This window comes from Kosakonia sp. Marseille-Q7440 (genome assembly GCF_965119485.1).
This window is the reverse complement of sequence record NZ_CBCPLT010000001.1, coordinates 252,391-273,903: the sequence shown is the minus strand read 5'-3', so window position 1 is coordinate 273,903 and position 21,513 is coordinate 252,391. Positions and strand designations below refer to the sequence as shown.

The window sequence follows — 21,513 nt, the reverse complement described above, 5'->3', positions numbered from 1 at the left end:
AACACCATCCTTAACACAACCCTAACCGCAATGACACTCGCCGGGAGGTATTACCGTGAGCCTGTTCGATAAAAATAACCTTGTTTCTCAGTCTGATGCTCTGCCCGGACGCCCGACGCCGATGCCTGTCGCCAGTTTACACGCTGTTAACGAGCACTCGATGACACATGTGCCGGAGGGCATGGAAGTGGCGATTTTCGCCATGGGTTGCTTCTGGGGCGTGGAACGCCTCTTCTGGCAGCGCGAAGGGGTCTACAGCACCGCCGCAGGCTATACCGGCGGCTACACGCCAAATCCGACCTACCGCGAAGTGTGCAGCGGCCAGACCGGGCATGCCGAAGCGGTACGCGTGGTTTACGATCCGAACGTGGTGAGCTACGAGCAGCTGTTGCAGATCTTCTGGGAGAACCACGATCCAGCCCAGGGGATGCGTCAGGGCAACGATCGCGGGACGCAATACCGCTCCGCCATCTATCCACTCACCCCGGAGCAGGACGCCGCCGCGCGCGAAAGCCTGTCGCGCTTCCAGGCCGCGATGCGTGAAGCGGGCGACGCGCGCACCGTCACTACCGAAATCGCCAGCGCCAAACCGTTCTACTACGCGGAAGATGAGCACCAGCAATATCTCTATAAAAATCCGCAGGGCTATTGCGGGATCGGCGGCATCGGCGTGTGTTTGCCGCCGCAGCTTAACCAGTGATTAAACAGCCGGTTCTATGGAGGATCGGCTAATATTTTCTGTTCATTTTGATAGGAAATTAAAAATGCAGGTGCATAACAAAAAGGATAAAGATGATTTTGACCGTAGAGCTGCTGCCTTAAGATCCCTTGCTCACAATTTAGCGACGAAATATATCCAGTACTTCTCGTCCGATTTTCTCTCGCAAGTTGAAGCCTTTATCCGCGGCCTTGAAAAAGAGATTGGCATGCACTGCTTGTCTTACAAAGGTGGTGCAGAACTAATTAGCAAAGAAATTGAGCATCTCAGTCAACAGGATGTTCAACTTACTTTTAACCAGGCTCGCATCTATTTGATTATCGAAAAAGAAAAAGAAAATCAAAAACTTAACTTGGTTCTGAAAAATGTTGGTTTTGTGGCTGGAGGGGCACAAGTCGTTGGCGGTTTTGGGATATGTGCCGCTTCGCTTGGTGTGGCTTGCGCTGCATATGGAACGCCAATGATGCTGCAAGGATCGAATAATGTGTACGAAAATGGCTACTATTTGCTATTCCGCGAAGACAGAAGCGGTACAGTCAGAGATGCTTATAGATATGCTGCCAGCCAGCTTGGATATGGCAACACTCAAGCTGATTTCGTATATGGTGCGGTTGATCTCGCAATGAGTGGCTATGGTGCAACTCGCTCAGTACTATTACCCAGAGAAAAATCCTGGAGCTTGTTCAGAAATATTAGTTCGGACTACATCCGGGGATGGCAGGAATCAACTAAAACAGCCCTGCTGTTGGATGGGATAAGTTCAACATCAACAACATGGTCGATGTATCAATTGCAAGGAGGAAAATAAATGGAGCTATTTCAGCCGCTGCCTATATGGCCGATTATTCTCTATTACACTCTTTCAATAGCGATATTCGCGCTACTTTTTACTATCAAAACTAAGATCAACAACAGAAATTATTATTGGCTCTTTGTGTTTTATACTTTTTTTGTCGTTGCGGTGGCCGCCATTCAGTTTTGTATTTTGATGCATGGCACCTCTTTTATGAAAGGCTTCTTGCATATCAATCTCGATGTCGATCGATACGATTCAATACGCTGGGGTGCCGGCTTTTTTGCCTTGATAAGCTATTTCGCTATGCCGCAGAACAAATACGTTAAAGTTGCCAAATAACCTTAATTATTGTGCGTAATTTTAACTATCAGGCGGTAAGTAAACCGGAAAAGACCCGATGTTTTTCTGCGCAGTAACAAAGCGACTACGCCTCTGGCAGCGTCACCGGAGCTTACGCTATACTAACGGCGCAATTGCCGGTCCACCGCTTCGGGCCGGCATTCATTGTGTTTACCACATGGATATTCCAAAAAAACCTTCCGAGGATCCGGTTAATAACTGGATAAATTATGTTAAACAGTATCTTAGTCATACTCTGTCTGATCGCGGTGAGCGCGTTTTTCTCGTTATCTGAGATCTCGCTTGCCGCATCGAGAAAAATCAAACTTAAACTGCTTGCCGATGATGGCAACATCAACGCCCAACGCATCCTGAAAATGCAGGAAAATCCCGGCACCTTCTTCACCGTGGTGCAAATCGGCCTTAACGCCGTCGCCATTTTGGGTGGTATCGTCGGTGACGCCGCCTTCTCCCCCGCGTTTTACAATCTGCTGCTCAATGTCGTTTCACCGGAGCTGGCCGATCAGCTGAGCTTTATCATCTCGTTCACGCTGGTAACGAGTCTCTTCATCCTGTTTGCTGATTTGACCCCGAAACGCATCGGTATGATTGCGCCCGAAGTTGTGGCTTTGCGCATCATCAACCCGATGCGCTTCTGTCTCTTCGTTTTCCGCCCGCTGGTCTGGTTCTTTAACGGCATGGCGAACGTCATTTTCCGCATCTTCAAACTGCCGATGGTGCGCAAAGATGACATCACCTCAGACGATATCTACGCCGTGGTGGAAGCCGGTGCGTTAGCCGGGGTGCTGCGTAAGCAGGAGCATGAACTGATTGAGAACGTGTTTGAGCTGGAGTCGCGCACCGTTCCGTCGTCGATGACTTCGCGTGAAAACGTGATTTGGTTCGATCTGCATGAAGATGAGCAGAGCCTGAAAAATAAAGTGTCGGAGCATCCGCACTCGAAGTTTCTGGTCTGTAACGGCGATATCGACCATATCGTCGGTTATGTTGATTCGAAAGATCTGCTTAACCGCGTACTGGCGAACCAGAGTATGGCGCTGAACAGCGGCGTGCAGATCCGCACGACGCTGATTGTGCCGGACACGTTGACGCTCTCTGAAGCGCTGGAAAGTTTCAAAACTGCGGGGGAAGATTTCGCGGTGATCATGAACGAATATGCGCTGGTGGTCGGGGTGATTACCCTGAACGACGTAATGACCACGCTGATGGGCGATCTGGTCGGCCAGGTGGAAGAGATGATCGTCGCCCGTGATGAAAACTCGTGGCTGATTGACGGCGGTACGCCGATTGATGACGTGATGCGCGTGCTGGATATCGATGAGTTCCCGCAGTCCGGCAACTATGAAACCATCGGCGGTTTTATGATGTTTATGCTGCGTAAAATCCCGAAACGCACCGATGCGGTGAAGTTCTCCGGCTACAAGTTTGAAGTGGTGGATATCGATAACTACCGTATCGATCAGCTGCTGGTAACGCGAATTGATGCGCGCACCACGGTGCTGACGCCGAAACTACCGGATATGGAAGATAAAGGCGCGGCGTAAAGCCAGAAGCGGAAACATCAACGGCCCCTGTGGGGCCGTTTTTTATAGGACTTTATTACTGCATAGCACAACAGATTAAGCCATTTCGGTCTGCAGGCGCAGAACCTGGCGGTTAACTTCAGACATAACAGAAAAGTGCTGTTTGTCTTTCACTTTCGGCAGAAGGATTTTGCCCTTATCAAACTCGAAAGCGCCAACGTCCTTGATATACAACCGTCCACGGAACAGGATCTTGACGTACTTAGCCACCTGAAGTGGGTTGTAACGCTGGAAAATTTTCATTCTTCTATCTCTCCTGTAAAACAGATTACGCCCTTGCGGTGCCACATTTGGTCCGACGTTGATGAGCGCAAATTTTGATGCCCAGTGACTATAGTCCACAACATGAGCGATACATAGTCTGAATGGGTTTATTTACCTTTTGATGACAATTAATCAGAATTTTCTTTTCAAACCCTGAAACTTCGCAGTATAAGCCTACGTTTTTTAACCGATATGTGCGTTAACCCGCAAACTGGCACCCCAATTGCGGGAAAAGCGTATTGATCGCACATATGATTAAACTGCCGTACCGAGTGGTCGGATCACCTGCATATAAACATGAGAGATGGAGACACCATGACCCTACGTAACATTCTGGCAGCGACATGCTTGTTACTGCCGCTGGTCGCTTCAGCGCATAACTTTGAAACCAACCAGCGCGTGCCGCCTGTGGGCGTTGCCGACCGCGGGGAGCTGCTGCTGAATAATGACAAGTTTAGCTATAAAAACTGGAATAGCGCGCAGCTTGCTGGAAAAGTGCGCGTGGTGATGCATATTGCCGGTCGCACCTCGGCAAAAGAGAAGAATGCCGCGCTGATTGAGGCGATCAAAAGCGCTAACCTGCCGCATGACAGATACCAGACCACCACCATTGTTAACACCGATGATGCCATTCCGGGCAGCGCGATGTTTGTGCGCAGCAGCCTTGAGAGCAATAAGAAGCTCTATCCGTGGTCACAATTTATTGTCGACAGCGAAGGTTCCGTGCGTAAAGCCTGGCAGCTGGAGGAGAAAGGCTCCGCGATTGTGGTGCTCGATAAAGAGGGTCGCGTCGAGTTTGCAAAAGATGGCAGCCTGAGCCAGCAAGAGGTGCAGCAGGTGGTTGCCCTGCTGCATAAACTGCTTAGTAAATAGAGACGCGAAAGCCGGGGTTGAGGAAGGATTCACGCGGGGTGTAATCGAGTGTGCGCCCCTTCCAGTCGTGAACATGTGCCCCGGCCGCTACCGCCACCGCGTGGCCGGCTGCCGTATCCCAGACGCTGGTCGGCCCAAAGCGCGGATAGAGCTGCGCTTTCCCCTCCGCCACCAGGCAGAACTTCAGCGATGAACCAATCGCCGTGGTTTGATGCTCGCCAAGCTGGTGCAGATACTCCTCCAGCTCCGGATCGTTCGAATGCGAGCGGCTGATCACCACCAGCGGCGGTCGCGCATCACGCACCTGAATCGGCTGGCGATGACCGCCCTCCTCTTTCCATGCGCTGCCCTCTGCGGCGGCGTACATCACATCAAGCACCGGGGCATAGACCACGCCCAGCACCGGTTTGCCCTGCTCAATCAGCGCGATATTGACGGTAAATTCACCGTTACGCTTGATAAACTCTTTGGTGCCGTCGAGCGGGTCCACCAGCCAGAAACGCTGCCAATTCTGGCGCGTCTCCCACGCCGGGGGATCTTCTTCAGACAGGATCGGAATATCCGGCGCTAACGCCTGTAACCCGCGCACAATCACATGGTGCGCGGCGATATCTGCCGCCGTCACCGGCGAGTCATCCACTTTACTGGTCACATCCATCGGCTGATGGCCGTCATACACCTGCATAATGGCATCGCCCGCGTCGCGCGCGAGCTGACAAATTGCATCTAACATATCCACCTCTCTCTGTGCAGTGGTGTGTAACTCATTGTTTTACTTATATCGCATTGCGCCGCGATCTGCCAACTGTGAGAGGGATTGCAGTTTTATTGCTCACTTTTATGGCACTATTCACAATTCTGTAAGCAACACACTGTACATAACAATTTCTTTTGTGGCTTAGATCGAAAAGGACGCCTCTGATGATTAAGTTTAGTGCAACGCTTTTGGCCACGCTGATTGCGGCCAGCGCGCAAGCGGCAACGGTGGATTTACGTATTATGGAAACCACTGATTTGCATAGCAATATGATGGATTTTGATTACTACAAAGACTCGGCAACGGAAAAATTTGGCCTGGTGCGCACCGCCAGCCTGATTAATGCCGCGCGCGGCGAAGCGAAAAACAGTGTGCTGGTCGATAACGGCGACTTAATCCAGGGCAGCCCGCTGGGCGACTATATGGCGGCGAAGGGGCTGAAAAAGGGGGATATTCACCCGGTCTACAAAGCGCTGAACACCCTCGATTACGCGGTTGGCAACCTCGGCAACCACGAATTTAACTACGGGCTGGATTACCTGCATATGGCGCTGGCCGGGGCGAAATTCCCTTATGTGAACGCCAACATCATTGATGCTAAAACCAACAAACCGCTCTTCACCCCTTATCTGATCAAAGAGACGCCGGTGGTGGACAAAGAGGGTAAAACCCACACCCTGCGTATCGGTTATATCGGCTTCGTGCCGCCGCAAATTATGGTGTGGGACAAAGCCAACCTGAGCGGCAAAGTAACGGTAAACGACATCACGGAAACCGCCCGCCACTATGTGCCGGAGATGCGCGCGAAAGGCGCCGATCTGGTAGTGGTCGTTGCCCACTCCGGTCTCTCGGCGGAGCCCTACCAGGCGATGGCGGAGAACTCCGTTTACTACCTCAGCCAGGTGCCGGGCGTCGATGCGATCCTGTTTGGTCACGCGCACGCCGTCTTCCCGAGCAAGGAATTTGCCGCCATCAAAGGCGCGGATATCAGCAAAGGGACGCTGAACGGTATTCCGGCGGTGATGCCGGGCATGTGGGGCGATCACCTCGGCGTGGTCGATCTGGTGCTGAATAACGATTCTGGTAAGTGGAAAGTCAGCGACGCGAAAGCCGAAGCGCGACCGATTTATGACGCCGCTGCCAAGAAAGCGCTGGTGGGCGAAGATGCCAAACTGGTGCAGATCCTCAAGCACGATCACGACGCCACCCGCGAGTTCGTCGGTAAACCGATTGGCAAATCGGCGGACAACATGTACAGCTACCTGTCGCTGGTGCAGGATGACCCGACCGTGCAGGTGGTAAACAACGCGCAGAAAGCCTATGTTGAGCACTTTATTCAGGGCGATCCGGATCTGGCGAAGCTACCGGTGCTCTCTGCCGCCGCGCCGTTTAAAGCGGGCGGGCGTAAAAACGATCCGGCCAGCTTTGTTGAAGTGGAAAAGGGGCAGCTCACCTTCCGTAACGCCGCCGATCTCTACCTCTACCCCAATACGCTGGTGGTGGTGAAAGCGACCGGCAAAGAGGTGAAAGAGTGGCTGGAGTGCTCCGCCGGGCAGTTCAACCAGATCGATCCCAATAGCGACAAGCCGCAGAACTTAATCAACTGGGACGGGTTCCGCACTTATAACTTCGACGTTATCGACGGCGTGAAGTACCAGATTGATGTCACGCAACCGGCGCGCTATGACGGCGAGTGCCAGAGCATCAATCCCAAGGCGGAGCGCATTAAGAACCTGACCTTTGACGGCAAGCCTGTCGATCCGAATGCGGTCTTCCTTGTTGCTACCAATAACTACCGTGCTTACGGCGGCAAGTTTGCCGGTACCGGCGACAGCCATATCGCCTTTGCCTCGCCGGATGAGAACCGCGCGGTGCTGGCGAAGTGGATCAGCAATGAGACGCAGCGCGCAGGGGAGATCCACCCGGCGGCGGACAATAACTGGCGACTGGCACCGATCAGCAGCAGCCACAAGCTGGATATTCGCTTTGAAACTGCGCCAACGGAGAAAGCGGCGGCGTTTATCAAAGAGAAAGCGCAGTACCCGATGCAGAAAGTCGGCAACGACGAGATCGGTTTCGCGCTCTACAGCATCGATTTACGCAAGTAAGCAAATTACCCGCAGTCGGTAGCGGCTGCGGGTTGATTACGCCACATCGCGCTCGCGGTGATGGGCCAGCACTTCGGGCAAGTTCAGTTCAATCCAGTCTGCCAGCGCGGCAACCTTTTCACTCACCTGCTCACCAAGCGGCGTCAGGCTATATTCAACATGTGGCGGCACCACCGGAAAGGCGACGCGGTTAACAAAACCATCCTGCTCCAGCCACTGCAGGCTCTGCGCCAGCATCTTCTCACTGACGCCGCCCATTTTGCGGCGCAGATCGCTAAAGCGGTGCGTTCCTTCGCGCAGGGCAACCAGAATTAAGACGCCCCAGCGGCTGGTGACGTGTTTCAGCACATCCCGGGAGGGGCACTGCTCGGCGAAGAGATTGCCGTCGCGCATCTGTTCGCTCAGGGTTTGCGGGCGAGTTTGCTGTTTCATACTTACCTTTTTGTACGTACTTACTAAAAGTTAGTTAGGGTGCTAGCCTACCACAACACTTACCCCCACGCAGGAGAAACATCATGATTGCACTCACCGGCGCCACCGGCCAACTCGGCCAGTTTGTTGTAGAAGCCCTGTTAAAAACCGTTCCCGCAAAAGAGATTGTTGCCATTGTGCGTAACCCGGCGAAAGCCGAAGCGCTGAGCAAACAAGGCCTTATTGTTCGCCAGGGCGATTACAACGATCAGGCCGCCCTCACCCAGGCGCTGGCGGGCGTCGAAAAACTGCTGCTCATCTCCAGTAGCGAAGTCGGCCAGCGCGCTGCGCAGCACCGCAATGTGATCAACGCCGCGAAAGCCGCAGGGGTGAAATTTATCGCCTACACCAGCCTGCTGCATGCCGACACCTCACCGCTTGGCCTGCACGTTGAGCATGTGGAAACCGAAAAGCTGCTCGCCGAATCCGGCATCCCGTTTGCCCTGCTGCGTAACGGCTGGTACAGCGAAAACTACCTTGCGAGCGCACCGGCGGCGCTGGCGCACGGCGTCTTCCTCGGTGCGGCGGGCGAGGGCAAAATCGCCTCGGCAACGCGTGCCGATTATGCCGCTGCTGCCGCGCGTGTAATTAGCGAAGAGGGTCATGCCGGCAAGGTTTACGAACTGGCGGGCGACAAGGCCTGGACGCTGAGCGACCTGGCGGCACTGCTGAGCGAGGCCAGCGGTAAAAAGGTGGTTTACCAGAACCTGAGTGAAGCAGATTTTGCCGCCGCGCTGAAAGGCGCAGGTTTGCCGGATGGGCTGGCAGAGATGCTGGCGGATTCCGATATCGGTGCCTCGAAAGGCGGGCTGTTTGACGACAGCCAGACCCTGAGCAAACTGATCGGTCGCCCGACCACCTCGATCGCCGACAGCGTTAACGATCTGCTGTAACGTTAATAATTGGTTAAATTTTATAGCCTCTCACCGGGCCATCCCTAATAATAGAGGGCATGTTCCGGGGGAGGTGAAGTGTGGAAGGCGTACCTGAGCAGTTTATTGATGAGCGCGACAGCGCGCGGTTTCGCCACCTGGCGCAGTTGCCGGGGGTGGAGTTGTACCATGCGCACATCTCCCGCTACGCCTTTGAGCCCCATACCCATGAAGCGTTTGGCATTGGCGCGATTGAATCCGGTGCCGAGCGCTTTCGCTATCGTGGGACGCAGCATGTCGCCCCGACCAACGCCATCGTCACCATGAACCCCGATGAGATCCACACCGGCGAAGCGGTAGGTGAAGAGGGGTGGCGCTACCGCATGGTCTATCTCGACCCCGATCTGCTCGAGCAGGTAACCGGCGTGCGTCACTGGTGGTTTCGCGACGTTACGCGGCTCGATGCGCTGCGCGCCCGCCAGATCTGCGGCCATATTTATGCCCTCTGGCACACCGACGATCCGCTGGCGCAACAGGGTGTGCTGCTCGATCTGATTGATACCTTTCGCCCGCTGGCGCAGCACGCGCCGCAGCGCCGGGAAGGGGCGCACCGTTTTGAGCGGGTGCGCGAGTATCTGCATGACAACTATATGCGCAGCCTGACGCTCGACGATCTGGCAAGCGTCGCGGCGCTCAGCCCCTACCATTTCCAGCGCCAGTTCAAAGCCCATTTTCACGTCACGCCGCACCAGATGCTGATGGCAATCCGCCTGTGGCGCGCCAAGCATTTTCTCACCCAGGGAATGCCTGCGGCAGATGTTGCCGCCTTAACGGGCCTGACGGATCAATCCCACCTCACCCGCGCCTTCACCCTGCGCTACGGCATTACTCCGGTGCGCTACCAAAAGCAGGTTGCGCGCCGATAATGCGCAATCTCCTACAATACGCCCCCGCCCTGCTCCCCTACACTGGCGTCAACCAGATAAAAGAGGTGAAGAGATGGTAAGTGGTGTGTTGTATGCCTTGCTCGCCGGGCTGTTTTGGGGGCTGATTTTTGTCGGGCCGCTGATCGTGCCGGACTACCCGGCCGCCCTGCAATCGACGGGGCGCTACCTGGCGCTGGGGCTGATCGCGCTGCCGTTAGCGTGGCTTGGGCGTGCGCGTCTGCGCCAGCTAACGCGCGGCGACTGGTGGACTGCACTGTGGCTGACCTTGATGGGTAATCTGATCTACTACGTCTGCCTTGCCAGCGCTATCCAGCGCACCGGTGGCCCGGTGTCGACGATGATTATCGCCACGCTGCCGGTGGTGATCCCGGTGTGCGCTAACCTGCTCTACAGCCAGCGTGACGGCAAGCTCGCCTGGGGACGACTGCTGCCCGCGCTGATCGCCATCGCCGTCGGACTGGGGTGTGTGAACGTTGCCGAACTGCGCCAGGGGATTGCGGATTTTAGCTGGAGCCGGTATGGCTCAGGCATTGCGCTGGCCTTTGTTTCGGTGGCCTGCTGGGCATGGTATGCGCTGCGTAACGCGCGCTGGCTGCGGGAAAATCCGGATAAGAACCCGATGATGTGGGCAACGGCGCAGGCGCTGGTGACGCTGCCGTTGTCCCTGGTAGGCTATCTTGCGGCGTGTCTGTGGCTTGACGTTCAGCAGCCCGACTTTGCGCTCCCCTTCGGCCCGCGTCCGCTGCTGTTTATCGGCCTGATGTTCATCATTGCGGTGCTCTGCTCGTGGGTGGGTGCGCTGTGCTGGAATATTGCCTGCCAGCGTCTGCCGACGGTGATTGTCGGCCCGCTGATCGTCTTTGAAACCCTTGCCGGGCTGCTCTATACCTTCCTGCTGCGCCAGAGCCTGCCGCCGCTCTTAACCCTGCTCGGCATTACCCTGCTGATTGGCGGCGTGGTGATGGCTGTCGCGTCGAAACCGCAGAAAGCCCGTATCACATCCCTTGAGCAGCCATAAAAAAACCCGGCTTACGCCGGGTTTTAATCAGAAGGTTTCCCAGTTGGCTTCGTTAACGCTGGCCGCAGCCGGCGTCTTCGCCATGGCAACCGGCGAGCGCAACGCAGGACGCTGAACGTCACGGCTGCGGTTCACTTTGAACACCGCAACGGTTTCGGTCAGGCGAGCGGCCTGCTCTTCCAGCGCAGCGGCCGCAGCGGCGGACTCCTGCACCAGCGAGGCGTTCTGCTGGGTCACGCGATCCATCTCGGCAACAGCCTGGCCAACCTGGTCGATACCACGGCTCTGCTCATCAGACGCGGAAGAGATTTCGCCCATGATATCCGTCACACGCGTTACCGCACTGACGATTTCAGCCATGGTTTCACCGGCTTCGTGAACCAGCGCTGAACCGGCGCTTACGCGATTACCGGAGTCATCAATCAGCCCTTTGATCTCTTTCGCGGCCTGCGCGCTGCGCTGTGCCAGCGTACGCACTTCACCTGCCACTACGGCAAAACCACGACCCTGCTCACCGGCACGGGCAGCTTCAACTGCGGCGTTCAGCGCCAGGATGTTGGTCTGGAAGGCGATACCATCGATCACGTTGGTGATCTGGGCAATTTTGCTGGAGCTGGCGGCGATTTCGTCCATGGTACGCACCACGCCATCTACCACTTCACCGCCTTTCTTCGCGGTACCGGAGGCGTTAAGCGCCAGCTGCGTTGCCTGACGGGCGTTGTCGGCGTTCTGTTTCACCGTCGCGGTCAGCTGCTCCATGCTGGCTGCGGTCTCTTCCAGCGAGGCCGCCTGCTGCTCGGTACGCGAAGAGAGATCGTTGTTACCGATAGAGATTTCACCGGCACCGGTATAGATAGTGTCTGCGCCATCGCGCACCACGCTAACGGTTTTCACCAGCGACTGCTGCATCTCCTGCACGTTCTGCGCCAGACGCGCCATCTCGTTGGAGCCTTCGGCGTGGATCGCATGAGTCAAATCACCGGTAGCGATATGGCGAATGTGGCCCATAACTTCATGCAGCGGCTTCAGCAGCACGCGCTGCATTGCCACCCAGCTCATGGCGATAACAGCCAGCACGACGACCATTACTGCCGCCAGGATCCAGAGAATGCGGATGTAGTCATGTTCGTTCTGCTGCACGCCGTCGCTGGCAAGCTTAGCCTGCTCGGCGCGCCAGGCACGGTAGCTCTTCTCCATCCCTTCCTGTTTTTTCTGCGCATTCTGACGGAACATATCTTCCAGCTTACCGGCCAGCAGCAGGCGGTTCATCTCGGTCAGCGTTGCGTGGTAGGTGCTGTACTGCTTCTCCAGCTCGTCAGAGAGTGCCTGGTCCATACCCGGCGTCTGCGGCAGCTTGTAGTAAATATCGTAGTGCTGCTGCGCCTGGTTAAGCAGGTTGGTGGCGTCTTGCACCAGCTCACCAAGTTGGCCACCGTTAATTTGGCTGGCGGTGCTGCTCTGTAAGCGCAGCATGCCGCGGTTCAGGGTGACACGCGCCTGGTTGAGGCTGATCCACGCATCGGTAAATTCGGATACGTTCTGGCTCGATACCTGGGAAACATTGAAGTTGTGCTTGTCATTGTTTAGCGCACTAATGAAAACGCCAGCTGAAATCAGCTGAAGTGCGCCAAGCACAACTAAAACCATGATTAATAAAGTTATAACTTTGATACGTTTGAACATCGTCGGCCTTTATTGCGTACAGAATATTGTCAGAACAGAGACTATCGGCAGCGATGAAAAGTTGTTTAATGTCAATAATTTGCCCTATCCAAAACTTTCCAGAAAAAGTAATTGTATTCAATGTGTTAATTTCGAAAGATTTTTTGTGACGAGTATCACGGTTTTTCACGCAAGAAAGGAATAAGGAGTGCCCCGTTCTCCGTAAGGGGTATATCATCGCGCTAAAGATGCATTTAAAATACAACTTATAGACTCCACGATGAGGTAACTGCTATGGCTTTCCGCGATCAACCGCTGGGCGAGCTGGCGCTCTCCATTCCGCGCGCTTCTGCCCTGTTTCGTAAATATGATATGGATTACTGCTGCGGCGGTAAGCAGACGCTGGGCCGCTCGGCGGCGCGTAAAGCGCTCGATATCGACGCCATTGAAGCCGAACTGGCGAAGCTGGCTGAGCAACCTCTCGACAAGGAGTGGCGCACGGCACCGCTGGCAGAGATCATCGACCACATCATTGTGCGTTACCACGATCGCCACCGCGAACAGCTGCCGGAGCTGATTCTGCAAGCCAGCAAAGTGGAGCGCGTCCACGCCGATAAACCGAATGTGCCGCGCGGGTTAACCAAATACCTCACCATGCTGCACGAGGAGCTCTCCAGCCACATGATGAAGGAGGAGCAGATCCTCTTCCCGATGATTAAACAGGGCATGGGTGCGCAGGCGATGGGGCCAATCAGCGTGATGGAAAGCGAACATGATGAGGCGGGCGAGCTGCTGGAGGTGATTAAGCACACCACGCAGAATGTGACGCCACCGCCGGAAGCCTGCACCACCTGGAAGGCGATGTATAACGGTATCAACACGCTGATTGATGATTTGATGGAACACATCAGCCTGGAGAACAACAACCTTTTCCCGCGTGCCCTCGCAGGTGAAAAATAAAAAGACGCCCGAGAGCGTCCTTGATATGGAAGTTTAGAGCCGCCTCGCGGCTCTTTTTTTATGGCTTGCGGTTAGCAATGCGCTTCTTACCGGCAAAGATCCAGCCCGCGCCCAGCACCACAAACCACAGCGGTGTGACGATCAGCGCCTGGCGAGTGTCCGCTTCCAGCGTCAGCAGCACCAGCACAAACAGGAAGAACGCCATGCACACCCAGCACATCACTTTGCCGAGCGGCATTTTGTAGATCGATTTTTCGTGCAGTTGGGGGCGCTGTTTACGATAGACCAGATACGAGCAGAGAATGATGGTCCAGACGAACATAAACAGGATCGCCGATACGGTGGTGATCATGGTGAACGCCGCAATCGCGCTCGGATTGACATAGAGCATCACCACACCGCCCAGCAGGCAGATGCAGGAGAAGGTGAGCCCTTTCGCCGGTACCGCGCGTTTAGAGAGTTTGGCGAACGCTTTCGGTGCCACGCCATCCTGCGCCAGGCCAAACAGCATACGGCTGGTGGAGAAGACGCCGCTGTTGGCGGAAGAGGCGGCTGAAGTCAGCACCACAAAGTTGATGATGCTCGCTGCCGCCGGAATGCCAACCAGCACGAACAGCTCAACAAACGGGCTCTTATCGGCAACCACGGAGCTCCACGGCGTGACCGACATAATCACAATCAGCGCGAAGACGTAGAACATGATGATACGAATCGGAATCGAGTTGATGGCGCGCGGCAGGGATTTCTCCGGATCTTTCGTCTCCGCGGCGGTTGTGCCGACCAGTTCGATACCGACAAAGGCAAACACTGCTATCTGGAAGCCTGCAAAGAAGCCGCTGATACCTTTCGGGAACCAGCCGCCCTCATTCCACAAGTGGCTGAAGGAGGCTTCAACGCCGGTCGGCGATTTGAAATGCATCAGCACCATACCGACGCCGACAATAATCAGCACCACAATGGCGACGATTTTGATCATCGCGAACCAGAACTCCATCTCGCCGAACATTTTCACTGTCGCAAGGTTGAGGCTCAGTAGCACGACGACCACGGCCAGCGCGGCGACCCAGTCGGCAAGGCCGGGGTACCAGAATTGTGCATAAGCAGTAATGGCGACCACGTCCGCCATGCCGGTGACGACCCAACAGAACCAGTAGGTCCAGCCGGTAAAATACCCCGCCCACGGCCCGAGCAGGTCGGCGGCGAAGTCGCTAAAAGATTTATATTCGAGGTTGGAAAGCAGTAATTCGCCCATCGCACGCATAACGAAAAACAGCATAAAGCCGATGATCATATAAACGAAGATGATTGACGGGCCAGCGAGGCTAATTGTTTTGCCGGAACCCATAAATAAACCGGTACCAATAGCACCGCCAATAGCAATTAGCTGAATATGCCGGTTTGTAAGATTACGCCGTAGCGACTGTTCAGCCGGGGCCGCATTATCAGCGTCGGCTTTAACTTGATCTACCATGTTGTTTTCCTGTCTGTGTTGTTGGGCTCTGCTGGCCTTTACGTGTCTGCTTCGTCCTTAATGGACGCATCGATATTAGGTAAGAATCGGCGGGATGAATACTCTGAATTAAATCGAATGTTAAATATTTGTTTAAAGTGAGTGTTATATCACCTGGCAAATGCGAAACAGCTCACAAAAATACACCTGATTGTGCGCTTTGCAAGATAATATATTGCTAATAGTTCTGTTTACCAACGATTCACGAAGTTAAAACCCCTCTCCTCTATTAAAAGAGAGGAGTTTTGCGCCGAAACTTACAGAATTTCCAGCAGTTCCACTTCAAACACCAGCGTGCTGAATGGCGGGATGGATGCGCCAGCGCCGCGCTCGCCGTAAGCGAGGTTGTGCGGAATGGTCAGTTCCCATTTGGAGCCAACCGGCATCAGGGTCAGGGCTTCGATCCAGCCAGCGATCACGCCGTTAACCGGGAATTCAGCCGGTTCGCCGCGCGCGACGGAGCTGTCAAATACGGTGCCGTCGATCAGCTTACCGGTGTAGTGGACGCGTACGCGGTCGGTGCGTGCCGGGATAGCGCCTTCGCCCTGGGTGATAACGCGGAATTGCAGACCGGATTCGGTGCTGTTAACGCCTTCGCGCTCGCGGTTCTCATCAAGGTATTTCACGCCTTCTGCCGCCATCTCTTCGAAACGGGAGCGACGAACCGCGTCAGCACGTTCGTGGATTTCACGCAGCGCGCGATGAACAACGTCTACCGGTACAGCAGGCTGTTTGCCCGCCAGCGCATCGGCGATACCCGCGACCAGCGCTTCCGGTAACAGCCCCTCTAACCCGGATTCGCTCAGCTGCTGTCCTACCTGCAAACCAATGCCGTAGCTGGCTTGCGCTTCGATCGTGTCAAAAGTTGGGGTGGTCATGGGTTTTCCTTCCATCGCTTTTTAAAGTAGCGCGCAGCATAACAGCCGCCCTGGGCCGGGCACAACTTTGTCACGGGAAAGATGACAAAAGGGCGCGAAAGGGAAAGAATGGTTCACGTTAGCAAAACCCTGCATTGTGGTGACAAAATAGTACTTTGTACGGGCTTTCATGCGCTTAAACGCCGCGAACGCCAATGCAGGGAGATAAAGTGTATATACTCAACGAGACAGGATATTAAATGACGCGGAGCAGGAGGAGAGCCATGCCCGGGCGATTTGAACTGAAACCTACCCTTGCGAAGATCTGGCATGCCCCGGACAATTTTCGCCTGATGGATCCGCTCCCGCCTCTTCACCGCCGCGGCCTGATTCTGGCGGCGCTGCTGGTTATTATCGGCTTTCTGCTGCCGACAACGGATGAGAGCGTGCCGCAGCGCAGCGGTGAGGCGCGCGATGCGCAGCTCGATCTGCAAAACTCGCCTAATGTCGCGCCGCCGCAGGTGGTCAACGACCCGCAGCTCAACGCACCCAGCGCGGAAGCGTCGATGCAGCAGCAGGAGTCGATTGAGCAGCAGCCTTCAACCGAGCAGCAGCCCACCGCAGAGCAAAACAGCCAGCCGCTGGCGACCAGTAGCGGCATTGAGCAGCAGTGGCGCACCTACCGGGTAGGCGAAGGGAAAACTCTCGCGCAGCTGTTCCGCGACCACAATTTGCCGCCAACGGATGTCTACGCGATGGCGAAGGTCGAGGGCGACGGCAAGCCGCTCAGCAATCTGCAAAGCGGCCAGATGGTGAAGATCCGCCAGAACGCCAGCGGCGTGGTCACCGGCCTGACGATTGAGACCAGCGGCCAGCAGGTGCTCTTTACCCGCCAGCCGGACGGCAGCTTTATCCGCGCCCGCTAAACTTTATGCGCCGGGCAGCGATCACCCGGCGCGCTTATTGACCCACGCGATCCCCGTACAGACCAGCACCAGCGCGACAGCGTATTTCCACTCCAGAATATTCTCGCCGAGGAAGATGGCCGACAGCACCGAGCCTGCCACCGGAATCACAAAGTTAAAGGGGGCGATCATGCTGACGCGGTTCACTTTCAGCAGGGCACTCCAAAGAGCGAAGGCGACAGAAGAGAGCAGCGTCAGGTAGGCGAGCACCGCAACCGCCGCCGCGCTATCCACCGCCAGCGTTCCGCCCGTAAAATAGCCGCCCGCCAGCAGCGCCAGGCCGCCTATCGCCAGCTGCCAGCCGGTCATCACCGTTGGATCGACCGTTTGCGAAATCCGCTTACCGTACAGCGTGGCGGCAGAGAGGATAAACGCCGCCAGAATGACAAAGCCGTCGCCCTGCCAGACAAAGCGGAAATCCGCCAGCCCGCCGTGGAAGTTCACCAGCATCACGCCCGCGAAGCCCAGCACACAGCCGAGGGTTTTGTTATAGCTCAGCTTGTCATTGTGATAGATGAAGTGCGCCAGCAGCACGCTGAAGAAGGTGCCGGTAGCATTCATGATCGATCCGTTCACCCCCGTCGTATAGGCAAGGCCGATATAAAAGAAGGTGTATTGCAGCGAGGTCTGGGTCAGCCCGAGCAGCGTCAGCTGCCCAAACTGCGAAGCGCTAAGCCTGGCGATCGGTTTACGCTGCGCCAGCGCGAACAGCAGCAGTAGCGCCCCGGCAAAGAGAAAACGGTACCCGGCAAACACCACTTTGGAGGGGATATCGTCGGTAGCGATATGAAACAGTTCATAACCGCTTTTGATCGCCGGATAGGAGCTACCCCATAACAGACAGCAGAGCGTGGCGCAGGCGTAAGCGATATGACGACGGGCAAAAACGGGAGCGGGCAGAGGGGAATCCATGGCTAATCTCAAAAATAAAATTGCGTTTCAATTTAGTATCTGAGAATGCGGCGCAAATAGCTACCGGGAAAGGCGGGAATTGTCGGCGGGGCAGAAAAGCAAAACGCCGGCACAAGGCCGGCGCTTCGTCTCTCGTTGTCGTCCATGTTGCAGAGGCGTTAGCGCCTGCAGACCCGAACAACTCAGAGCGCAGTGAAGAGTAAAAAATTACTCAGCAACTACGTTTACAGTCAGCTTAGCGAATACTTCGCTGTGAACCTGGAAGTCCACTTCGTGCTCACCGGTGGTACGCAGAACGCCGTTCGGCATACGAACTTCGCTCTTCGCCACTTTAACGCCAGCTGCAGTTACAGCGTCAGCGATATCGCGGGTACCGATGGAACCGAACAGTTTACCTTCGTCGCCTGCTTTAGACGCGATGGTAACGGTGCCCAGTGCATTGATTTGCTCAGCACGAGCGTTAGCAGCCGCCAGAACGTCAGCCAGTTTGGCTTCCAGCTCAGCGCGACGTGCTTCGAAATACTCAACGTTTTTCTTGGTAGCCGGAACAGCTTTACCCTGCGGTACCAGGAAGTTACGAGCGTAGCCCGCTTTAACGTTAACCTGATCACCCAGGCTACCCAGGTTTGCTACTTTATCAAGCAGAATAACTTGCATTACCTTATCCTCTCAAAGTCGTATTAATGGACCGTGACCGATTACTGATGACGATCAGTGTACGGCAGCAGGGACAGGTAGCGAGCGCGTTTGATAGCGCGTGCCAGCTGACGCTGATATTTTGCACGGGTACCGGTGATACGGCTCGGGACAATCTTACCGCTTTCGGTGATGTAGTTTTTCAGCGTAGCGATATCTTTGTAATCAATCTCAACAACGCCTTCCGCGGTGAAACGGCAGAACTTGCGACGACGGAAATAACGTGCCATTTGGCTAGTCTCCAGAATCTATCAATTCAATCTGCTCGGCATGCAGAACCATTTTGCTCAGGCCGTTCTTTGCCTTGTGGCAACTGATGAACCCCTGAACGGTTACTGCGCTACCGACCGTTATACTGTGAGTAATGGCCTGGTTCTCCTGCCCGCTGATTATTACAGGCATTTGGCACCACGCCTGCCGGTGAAAACCGGCTTCCTCCTGCACAGAGCGGTGCTCAAGCACGAACTGGCAGTGTGGAATTCCTGACGGGCTGACCTTTCGCAGCGGCGTCCTGCACACGGTGCCGGACAACACCAGACGGTTGGTCATCAGGAATTACTCTTCAGAATCCCCAGCATCTGCATCATCTGCGGTTTCATTTGCGAAATCATCGCGACGCTCACGGCGCTCGTCTTTCGCTTTAACCATCGGAGATGCTTCGGTTACCGCGTTCTTAGTACGCATAACCATGCTACGGATAACGGCGTCGTTGAAGCGGAAGTTTGTTTCCAGCTCATCGATCGCTTCCTGCGGCGCTTCAACGTTCATCAGAACGTAGTGTGCTTTGTGCAGTTTATTGATCGGGTAAGCCAGCTGACGGCGGCCCCAGTCTTCCAGACGGTGGATCGTACCTTCTGCTGCAGTGATTGCACCAGTGTAACGTTCGATCATGCCCGGAACCTGTTCGCTCTGGTCAGGATGGACCATAAAAACGATTTCGTAATGACGCATCGAATTGCTCCTTACGGATTATTCAGCCTCCTGTCTGGGTCAGCCGAGGCCCGGGGAGGCAAGGAACGTGTTAAAGGTCGGCTGAAAAATTGACGCGTCATAATACTGGCGTCCCCCCAGGAACTCAAGGTGAATTGCACAATTAATTCGCACTAAGCGCCAAGAGAAGCCGCCACGGCGAATTACACTTAACCAGCGCACCTCACAACCATAAGGAGAAGAGATGTACAGGCGATAGTTCCCGAAGACGTACTGGAGCGTAATATCATGAAATACATCGCACTTTTACTAGCAACCCTGCTGCTCAGCGCCCAGGCTAGCGCAGCGATCAACCTTCCCCCACCGCAAGCCCGCAATATGGATGACGTGCAGAGCTTAGGTGTTATCTATATTAATCATAACCTTACCGACGGAAGCGACGCCGAACCGGTGCTGATCCAACGCCCGGATCCCGCCCCGCCGCTTAAAGATGACGGCTAAAAAAGCCGACCGTCGCCTCCAGCGCCTGCGGCGTAATGCGATGAGCAACTCCCGCTTCCCACAGAGTGGTAAGCCTGGCGTCACACTGCGTGTCGGCCAGCGCCTGCTGTAATCGGAAGGATTCCGCTGCGGGCACGACATCATCCGCTTCGCCATGCCACAGCAGCAGCGGGCGATCGGCGACTCTCTCCAGCTGGCCCGTCACTTCCCACTTCGCCAGCGGCGCGAGAATAGCGTCGAAAGTTTCCTGTTGCGCGGCGTTAGTGATTTCAAGCGGCGGAAACAGCGTGCGGGCAAGCGAGGTGAAGTAGCCCGATCCCATCAGGCTGGCGACGCAGCGCACCTCCGGGTGACGAGTCATAATGCCCAGCGCCGTCATGCCGCCCATGGATGCGCCGCCCACCGCCAGCCGGTTCTCTTCAATCAGATTGCGCTGGTGCAGCGCATCACGCAGCGCGGCAAACTCTTCAAGATTGCCCTGCAAGATTTGCCAGAACTGACGCAAGCGGCGCTCAGCGTTGCCGCTAAAGCGCGCGCCATGATCGGGCGCGTCGGGCATGATCACGCGAAAACCCGCCTGCGCCAGCGCGACGGCGAAGTAGCTGTAAACCAGCTTTGATGAGGTGAAGCCGTGGTAGAACACGACGCAGGGGAGCGGTTGTTGCCCTTTTCCGGCCGGGAAGGCGTGCAGCGCCTCATTACCTGCAAAGTGGTCTGTCTGAATTTCAATCATTTTTCCCTCCGTGATCTATAGTGCAGATATGCCACCCGCAGCGCGCTGGCGCAAGCCAGATTCCGCATAAGCATTGCGCATGATGAGAGCCAGCTTACGCTTTCAAAACACTTTCATTCGAAATCAGTGCTCAAGCTAACACTTCGGGAACATGACCCCCAAAGTGAAACCCATCAGGAACTACACTATGGCTATCAGTAGAGATAAGAAACCGATGCGTGCCCTGCTGCCGCTGTTGTTTGCCCTGCTTATCAGCGGCTGTGCCGCGCTGGAAGGCAAGCCGCAGCCAGCGCCGCCAGCAAAAGAAACTCCGCAAGAGATTAGTCGAAATCAGACGCAGGGATTGCGGGAGATCGGGGCGGTTAACGTCACGGTAATGGGCTCGCCCATGGATGTAGAAACAGCGCTCAAAGCCAAAGCCTCCGAGGCGAAAGCAGACTATTACGTCATCATAATGATGGATGACAGCGTATTCCCCGGCCGTTGGTATGGTCGCGCCCTGCTTTATCGATCGTAGCGAGGTATTGATTTTAAGGACTTTTACACTGCTTTGCGTCCATTGATGTTCTTCTGTGCACTATTGGGTTCTGACTTCTCTTGTGCGTAAGGAAGCCCCGATCCGACTCGGGGTAGCGAAAAATGGAGCTGACGACAATGAAACAATCTCTCGCCTTAAACTCGCTGTTACTCTCTGCCGGTATGCTGAACACCACCGCGCAGTCCGCCGAGTTCGCCTGCGCCGACCGCGTCACGGGGCTTAACGAAATTGGCCTTATCTCGGTCGATAACGTCGCAGGCAGCCAGCAAGATGTTGAGCGTGTCATCGCCCTGAAAGCGGATGAACAGGGTGCTTCCTGGTATCGCATTATTCGCATGCAGGAGGCGATGCAGGTTGATTCATGGCAGGTGCAGGCGATTCTTTACGCCTGAGGGTCATCAATAAAAGCCACTAATTCAGGGCGTTTCTTTATGCCCCTACTTTCTTTAAGATTATGTTATTCGGGTGATACATCCGTGTAA

Annotated in this window: 25 protein-coding genes and 1 pseudogene; 14 read left to right on the top strand and 12 right to left on the bottom strand. The window is 55.3% G+C overall.

All coding sequences use genetic code 11. The features are described 5' to 3' along the window. The first annotated feature begins 55 nt into the window (after window positions 1-55). From msrA to ACWPW2_RS01220, 4 genes are all read left to right on the top strand, one after another. Entirely contained in the window at window positions 56-700 is a 645-nt protein-coding gene (gene msrA, locus ACWPW2_RS01235; protein WP_454121342.1) for a peptide-methionine (S)-S-oxide reductase MsrA, read from the top strand. 16 nt (window positions 701-716) lie between these two features. Further along, window positions 717-1,526 (top strand): DUF4225 domain-containing protein, encoded by an 810-nt coding sequence (locus ACWPW2_RS01230; RefSeq protein WP_454121341.1) that lies wholly within the window; start codon window positions 717-719, stop codon window positions 1,524-1,526. Continuing rightward, a complete protein-coding gene (locus ACWPW2_RS01225; RefSeq protein ID WP_023478468.1) occupies window positions 1,527-1,853 on the top strand; it encodes a hypothetical protein in 327 nt (108 codons plus the stop codon). It begins immediately after the preceding gene. Between the two features lie 230 nt (window positions 1,854-2,083). After that, window positions 2,084-3,418, top strand: a complete 1,335-nt coding sequence (locus ACWPW2_RS01220) for a hemolysin family protein (RefSeq protein ID WP_312121498.1) — start codon at window positions 2,084-2,086, stop codon at window positions 3,416-3,418. A gap of 75 nt (window positions 3,419-3,493) precedes the next feature. Here the strand turns inward: ACWPW2_RS01220 and ACWPW2_RS01215 are convergent, their stop codons facing one another. Beyond that, window positions 3,494-3,700 carry a DUF1107 domain-containing protein gene (locus ACWPW2_RS01215; RefSeq protein ID WP_023478541.1) on the bottom strand — a complete coding sequence of 69 codons (207 nt, stop codon included), beginning with the start codon at window positions 3,698-3,700 and terminating at the stop codon, window positions 3,494-3,496. 336 nt (window positions 3,701-4,036) lie between these two features. Between ACWPW2_RS01215 and ACWPW2_RS01210 the strand changes: the two genes are divergently transcribed. Continuing rightward, entirely contained in the window at window positions 4,037-4,594 is a 558-nt protein-coding gene (locus ACWPW2_RS01210) for a YtfJ family protein (RefSeq protein ID WP_023478441.1), read from the top strand. Here the strand turns inward: ACWPW2_RS01210 and cysQ are convergent. Continuing rightward, window positions 4,584-5,327: a 3'(2'),5'-bisphosphate nucleotidase CysQ gene (cysQ, locus tag ACWPW2_RS01205; RefSeq protein ID WP_023478483.1), complete on the bottom strand. Its 744-nt coding sequence runs from the start codon at window positions 5,325-5,327 to the stop codon at window positions 4,584-4,586. The two genes, ACWPW2_RS01210 and cysQ, sit on opposite strands and share 11 nt — an antisense overlap. A 188-nt stretch (window positions 5,328-5,515) precedes the next feature. On the opposite strand from cysQ, the gene ACWPW2_RS01200 reads away from it, so the two are divergent. Continuing rightward, window positions 5,516-7,459: a bifunctional 2',3'-cyclic-nucleotide 2'-phosphodiesterase/3'-nucleotidase gene (locus ACWPW2_RS01200; protein WP_454121339.1), complete on the top strand. Its 1,944-nt coding sequence runs from the start codon at window positions 5,516-5,518 to the stop codon at window positions 7,457-7,459. A 36-nt stretch (window positions 7,460-7,495) separates the two neighbouring features. Here the strand turns inward: ACWPW2_RS01200 and ACWPW2_RS01195 are convergent, their stop codons facing one another. After that, a complete protein-coding gene (locus ACWPW2_RS01195; RefSeq protein WP_023478486.1) occupies window positions 7,496-7,891 on the bottom strand; it encodes a winged helix-turn-helix transcriptional regulator in 396 nt (131 codons plus the stop codon). A gap of 83 nt (window positions 7,892-7,974) precedes the next feature. On the opposite strand from ACWPW2_RS01195, the gene ACWPW2_RS01190 reads away from it, so the two are divergent. The 3 genes from ACWPW2_RS01190 (at window position 7,975) to ACWPW2_RS01180 (ending at window position 10,767) form a co-directional block, all read left to right on the top strand. Continuing rightward, entirely contained in the window at window positions 7,975-8,823 is an 849-nt protein-coding gene (locus ACWPW2_RS01190) for an SDR family oxidoreductase (RefSeq protein ID WP_454121336.1), read from the top strand. A gap of 80 nt (window positions 8,824-8,903) precedes the next feature. Then, the gene (locus tag ACWPW2_RS01185) at window positions 8,904-9,728 is read left to right on the top strand and encodes an AraC family ligand binding domain-containing protein (RefSeq protein ID WP_454121335.1); all 825 of its coding nucleotides are present in this window, start codon (window positions 8,904-8,906) and stop codon (window positions 9,726-9,728) included. 73 nt (window positions 9,729-9,801) lie between these two features. After that, window positions 9,802-10,767, top strand: a complete 966-nt coding sequence (locus ACWPW2_RS01180) for a DMT family transporter (protein ID WP_200134165.1) — start codon at window positions 9,802-9,804, stop codon at window positions 10,765-10,767. A gap of 27 nt (window positions 10,768-10,794) precedes the next feature. On the opposite strand, the gene ACWPW2_RS01175 is transcribed toward ACWPW2_RS01180, so the two are convergent. Next, the gene (locus ACWPW2_RS01175; protein WP_139566759.1) at window positions 10,795-12,450 is read right to left on the bottom strand and encodes a methyl-accepting chemotaxis protein; all 1,656 of its coding nucleotides are present in this window, start codon (window positions 12,448-12,450) and stop codon (window positions 10,795-10,797) included. Window positions 12,451-12,723: 273 nt separating this feature from the next. On the opposite strand from ACWPW2_RS01175, the gene ytfE reads away from it, so the two are divergent. Further along, window positions 12,724-13,389 (top strand): iron-sulfur cluster repair protein YtfE, encoded by a 666-nt coding sequence (gene ytfE, locus ACWPW2_RS01170; RefSeq protein WP_279793762.1) that lies wholly within the window; start codon window positions 12,724-12,726, stop codon window positions 13,387-13,389. 58 nt (window positions 13,390-13,447) lie between these two features. Here ytfE and cycA read toward each other — a convergent pair whose 3' ends face one another. Together cycA and fklB are read right to left on the bottom strand one after the other, a co-directional pair. Next, on the bottom strand, window positions 13,448-14,860 hold the full coding sequence (gene cycA, locus ACWPW2_RS01165; protein WP_454121334.1) for a D-serine/D-alanine/glycine transporter: 1,413 nt from the start codon (window positions 14,858-14,860) through the stop codon (window positions 13,448-13,450). A 296-nt stretch (window positions 14,861-15,156) separates the two neighbouring features. Beyond that, entirely contained in the window at window positions 15,157-15,777 is a 621-nt protein-coding gene (gene fklB, locus ACWPW2_RS01160) for an FKBP-type peptidyl-prolyl cis-trans isomerase (RefSeq protein ID WP_054803029.1), read from the bottom strand. 263 nt (window positions 15,778-16,040) lie between these two features. On the opposite strand from fklB, the gene ACWPW2_RS01155 reads away from it, so the two are divergent. Continuing rightward, a complete protein-coding gene (locus ACWPW2_RS01155) occupies window positions 16,041-16,682 on the top strand; it encodes a LysM-like peptidoglycan-binding domain-containing protein (protein ID WP_054803030.1) in 642 nt (213 codons plus the stop codon). Window positions 16,683-16,703: 21 nt separating this feature from the next. Here ACWPW2_RS01155 and ACWPW2_RS01150 read toward each other — a convergent pair whose 3' ends face one another. The 5 genes from ACWPW2_RS01150 to rpsF all read right to left on the bottom strand — a co-directional run bounded on the left by ACWPW2_RS01150 (window position 16,704) and on the right by rpsF (window position 19,280). Continuing rightward, window positions 16,704-17,633 (bottom strand): DMT family transporter, encoded by a 930-nt coding sequence (locus tag ACWPW2_RS01150; protein WP_312121470.1) that lies wholly within the window; start codon window positions 17,631-17,633, stop codon window positions 16,704-16,706. A gap of 207 nt (window positions 17,634-17,840) precedes the next feature. Next, window positions 17,841-18,290 carry a 50S ribosomal protein L9 gene (gene rplI, locus ACWPW2_RS01145; protein ID WP_042711846.1) on the bottom strand — a complete coding sequence of 150 codons (450 nt, stop codon included), beginning with the start codon at window positions 18,288-18,290 and terminating at the stop codon, window positions 17,841-17,843. 41 nt (window positions 18,291-18,331) lie between these two features. After that, a complete protein-coding gene (rpsR, locus tag ACWPW2_RS01140; protein ID WP_005974788.1) occupies window positions 18,332-18,559 on the bottom strand; it encodes a 30S ribosomal protein S18 in 228 nt (75 codons plus the stop codon). A 4-nt stretch (window positions 18,560-18,563) separates the two neighbouring features. Further along, window positions 18,564-18,878, bottom strand: a complete 315-nt coding sequence (gene priB, locus ACWPW2_RS01135; protein WP_023478447.1) for a primosomal replication protein N — start codon at window positions 18,876-18,878, stop codon at window positions 18,564-18,566. 6 nt (window positions 18,879-18,884) lie between these two features. Continuing rightward, window positions 18,885-19,280 carry a 30S ribosomal protein S6 gene (rpsF, locus tag ACWPW2_RS01130; RefSeq protein ID WP_023478405.1) on the bottom strand — a complete coding sequence of 132 codons (396 nt, stop codon included), beginning with the start codon at window positions 19,278-19,280 and terminating at the stop codon, window positions 18,885-18,887. Window positions 19,281-19,547: 267 nt separating this feature from the next. Here rpsF and ACWPW2_RS01125 point away from each other — a divergent pair. After that, a pseudogene (locus ACWPW2_RS01125) lies at window positions 19,548-19,730 on the top strand (hypothetical protein); the annotation flags it as partial. Between the two features lie 13 nt (window positions 19,731-19,743). Here the strand turns inward: ACWPW2_RS01125 and yjfP are convergent. Then, window positions 19,744-20,493, bottom strand: coding sequence for an esterase (yjfP, locus tag ACWPW2_RS01120; protein ID WP_454121331.1), 750 nt, complete (start codon window positions 20,491-20,493; stop codon window positions 19,744-19,746). 187 nt (window positions 20,494-20,680) lie between these two features. On the opposite strand from yjfP, the gene bsmA reads away from it, so the two are divergent. Together bsmA and yjfN are read left to right on the top strand one after the other, a co-directional pair. Further along, complete coding sequence (gene bsmA, locus ACWPW2_RS01115) at window positions 20,681-21,010, top strand: biofilm peroxide resistance protein BsmA (protein ID WP_071789431.1); 330 nt, start codon at window positions 20,681-20,683, stop codon at window positions 21,008-21,010. 122 nt (window positions 21,011-21,132) lie between these two features. Next, window positions 21,133-21,423 (top strand): DUF1471 family protease activator YjfN, encoded by a 291-nt coding sequence (yjfN, locus tag ACWPW2_RS01110; RefSeq protein WP_034811924.1) that lies wholly within the window; start codon window positions 21,133-21,135, stop codon window positions 21,421-21,423. The last annotated feature ends 90 nt before the right edge of the window (window positions 21,424-21,513 follow it).

Bases quoted from the DNA above. Each gene is read 5' to 3' on its own strand.
- ACWPW2_RS01230 (WP_454121341.1), top strand. From the start codon at position 717: ATGGAGGATCGGCTAATATTTTCTGTTCATTTTGATAGGAAATTAAAA.
- ACWPW2_RS01225 (WP_023478468.1), top strand. From the start codon at position 1,527: ATGGAGCTATTTCAGCCGCTGCCTATATGGCCGATTATTCTCTATTAC.
- ACWPW2_RS01220 (WP_312121498.1), top strand. From the start codon at position 2,084: ATGTTAAACAGTATCTTAGTCATACTCTGTCTGATCGCGGTGAGCGCG.
- ACWPW2_RS01215 (WP_023478541.1), bottom strand. From the start codon at position 3,700: ATGAAAATTTTCCAGCGTTACAACCCACTTCAGGTGGCTAAGTACGTC.
- ACWPW2_RS01210 (WP_023478441.1), top strand. From the start codon at position 4,037: ATGACCCTACGTAACATTCTGGCAGCGACATGCTTGTTACTGCCGCTG.
- cysQ (WP_023478483.1), bottom strand. From the start codon at position 5,327: ATGTTAGATGCAATTTGTCAGCTCGCGCGCGACGCGGGCGATGCCATT.
- ACWPW2_RS01200 (WP_454121339.1), top strand. From the start codon at position 5,516: ATGATTAAGTTTAGTGCAACGCTTTTGGCCACGCTGATTGCGGCCAGC.
- ACWPW2_RS01195 (WP_023478486.1), bottom strand. From the start codon at position 7,891: ATGAAACAGCAAACTCGCCCGCAAACCCTGAGCGAACAGATGCGCGAC.
- ACWPW2_RS01190 (WP_454121336.1), top strand. From the start codon at position 7,975: ATGATTGCACTCACCGGCGCCACCGGCCAACTCGGCCAGTTTGTTGTA.
- ACWPW2_RS01180 (WP_200134165.1), top strand. From the start codon at position 9,802: ATGGTAAGTGGTGTGTTGTATGCCTTGCTCGCCGGGCTGTTTTGGGGG.
- ACWPW2_RS01175 (WP_139566759.1), bottom strand. From the start codon at position 12,450: ATGTTCAAACGTATCAAAGTTATAACTTTATTAATCATGGTTTTAGTT.
- ytfE (WP_279793762.1), top strand. From the start codon at position 12,724: ATGGCTTTCCGCGATCAACCGCTGGGCGAGCTGGCGCTCTCCATTCCG.
- cycA (WP_454121334.1), bottom strand. From the start codon at position 14,860: ATGGTAGATCAAGTTAAAGCCGACGCTGATAATGCGGCCCCGGCTGAA.
- fklB (WP_054803029.1), bottom strand. From the start codon at position 15,777: ATGACCACCCCAACTTTTGACACGATCGAAGCGCAAGCCAGCTACGGC.
- ACWPW2_RS01155 (WP_054803030.1), top strand. From the start codon at position 16,041: ATGCCCGGGCGATTTGAACTGAAACCTACCCTTGCGAAGATCTGGCAT.
- ACWPW2_RS01150 (WP_312121470.1), bottom strand. From the start codon at position 17,633: ATGGATTCCCCTCTGCCCGCTCCCGTTTTTGCCCGTCGTCATATCGCT.
- rplI (WP_042711846.1), bottom strand. From the start codon at position 18,290: ATGCAAGTTATTCTGCTTGATAAAGTAGCAAACCTGGGTAGCCTGGGT.
- rpsR (WP_005974788.1), bottom strand. From the start codon at position 18,559: ATGGCACGTTATTTCCGTCGTCGCAAGTTCTGCCGTTTCACCGCGGAA.
- priB (WP_023478447.1), bottom strand. From the start codon at position 18,878: ATGACCAACCGTCTGGTGTTGTCCGGCACCGTGTGCAGGACGCCGCTG.
- rpsF (WP_023478405.1), bottom strand. From the start codon at position 19,280: ATGCGTCATTACGAAATCGTTTTTATGGTCCATCCTGACCAGAGCGAA.
- yjfP (WP_454121331.1), bottom strand. From the start codon at position 20,493: ATGATTGAAATTCAGACAGACCACTTTGCAGGTAATGAGGCGCTGCAC.
- bsmA (WP_071789431.1), top strand. From the start codon at position 20,681: ATGGCTATCAGTAGAGATAAGAAACCGATGCGTGCCCTGCTGCCGCTG.
- yjfN (WP_034811924.1), top strand. From the start codon at position 21,133: ATGGAGCTGACGACAATGAAACAATCTCTCGCCTTAAACTCGCTGTTA.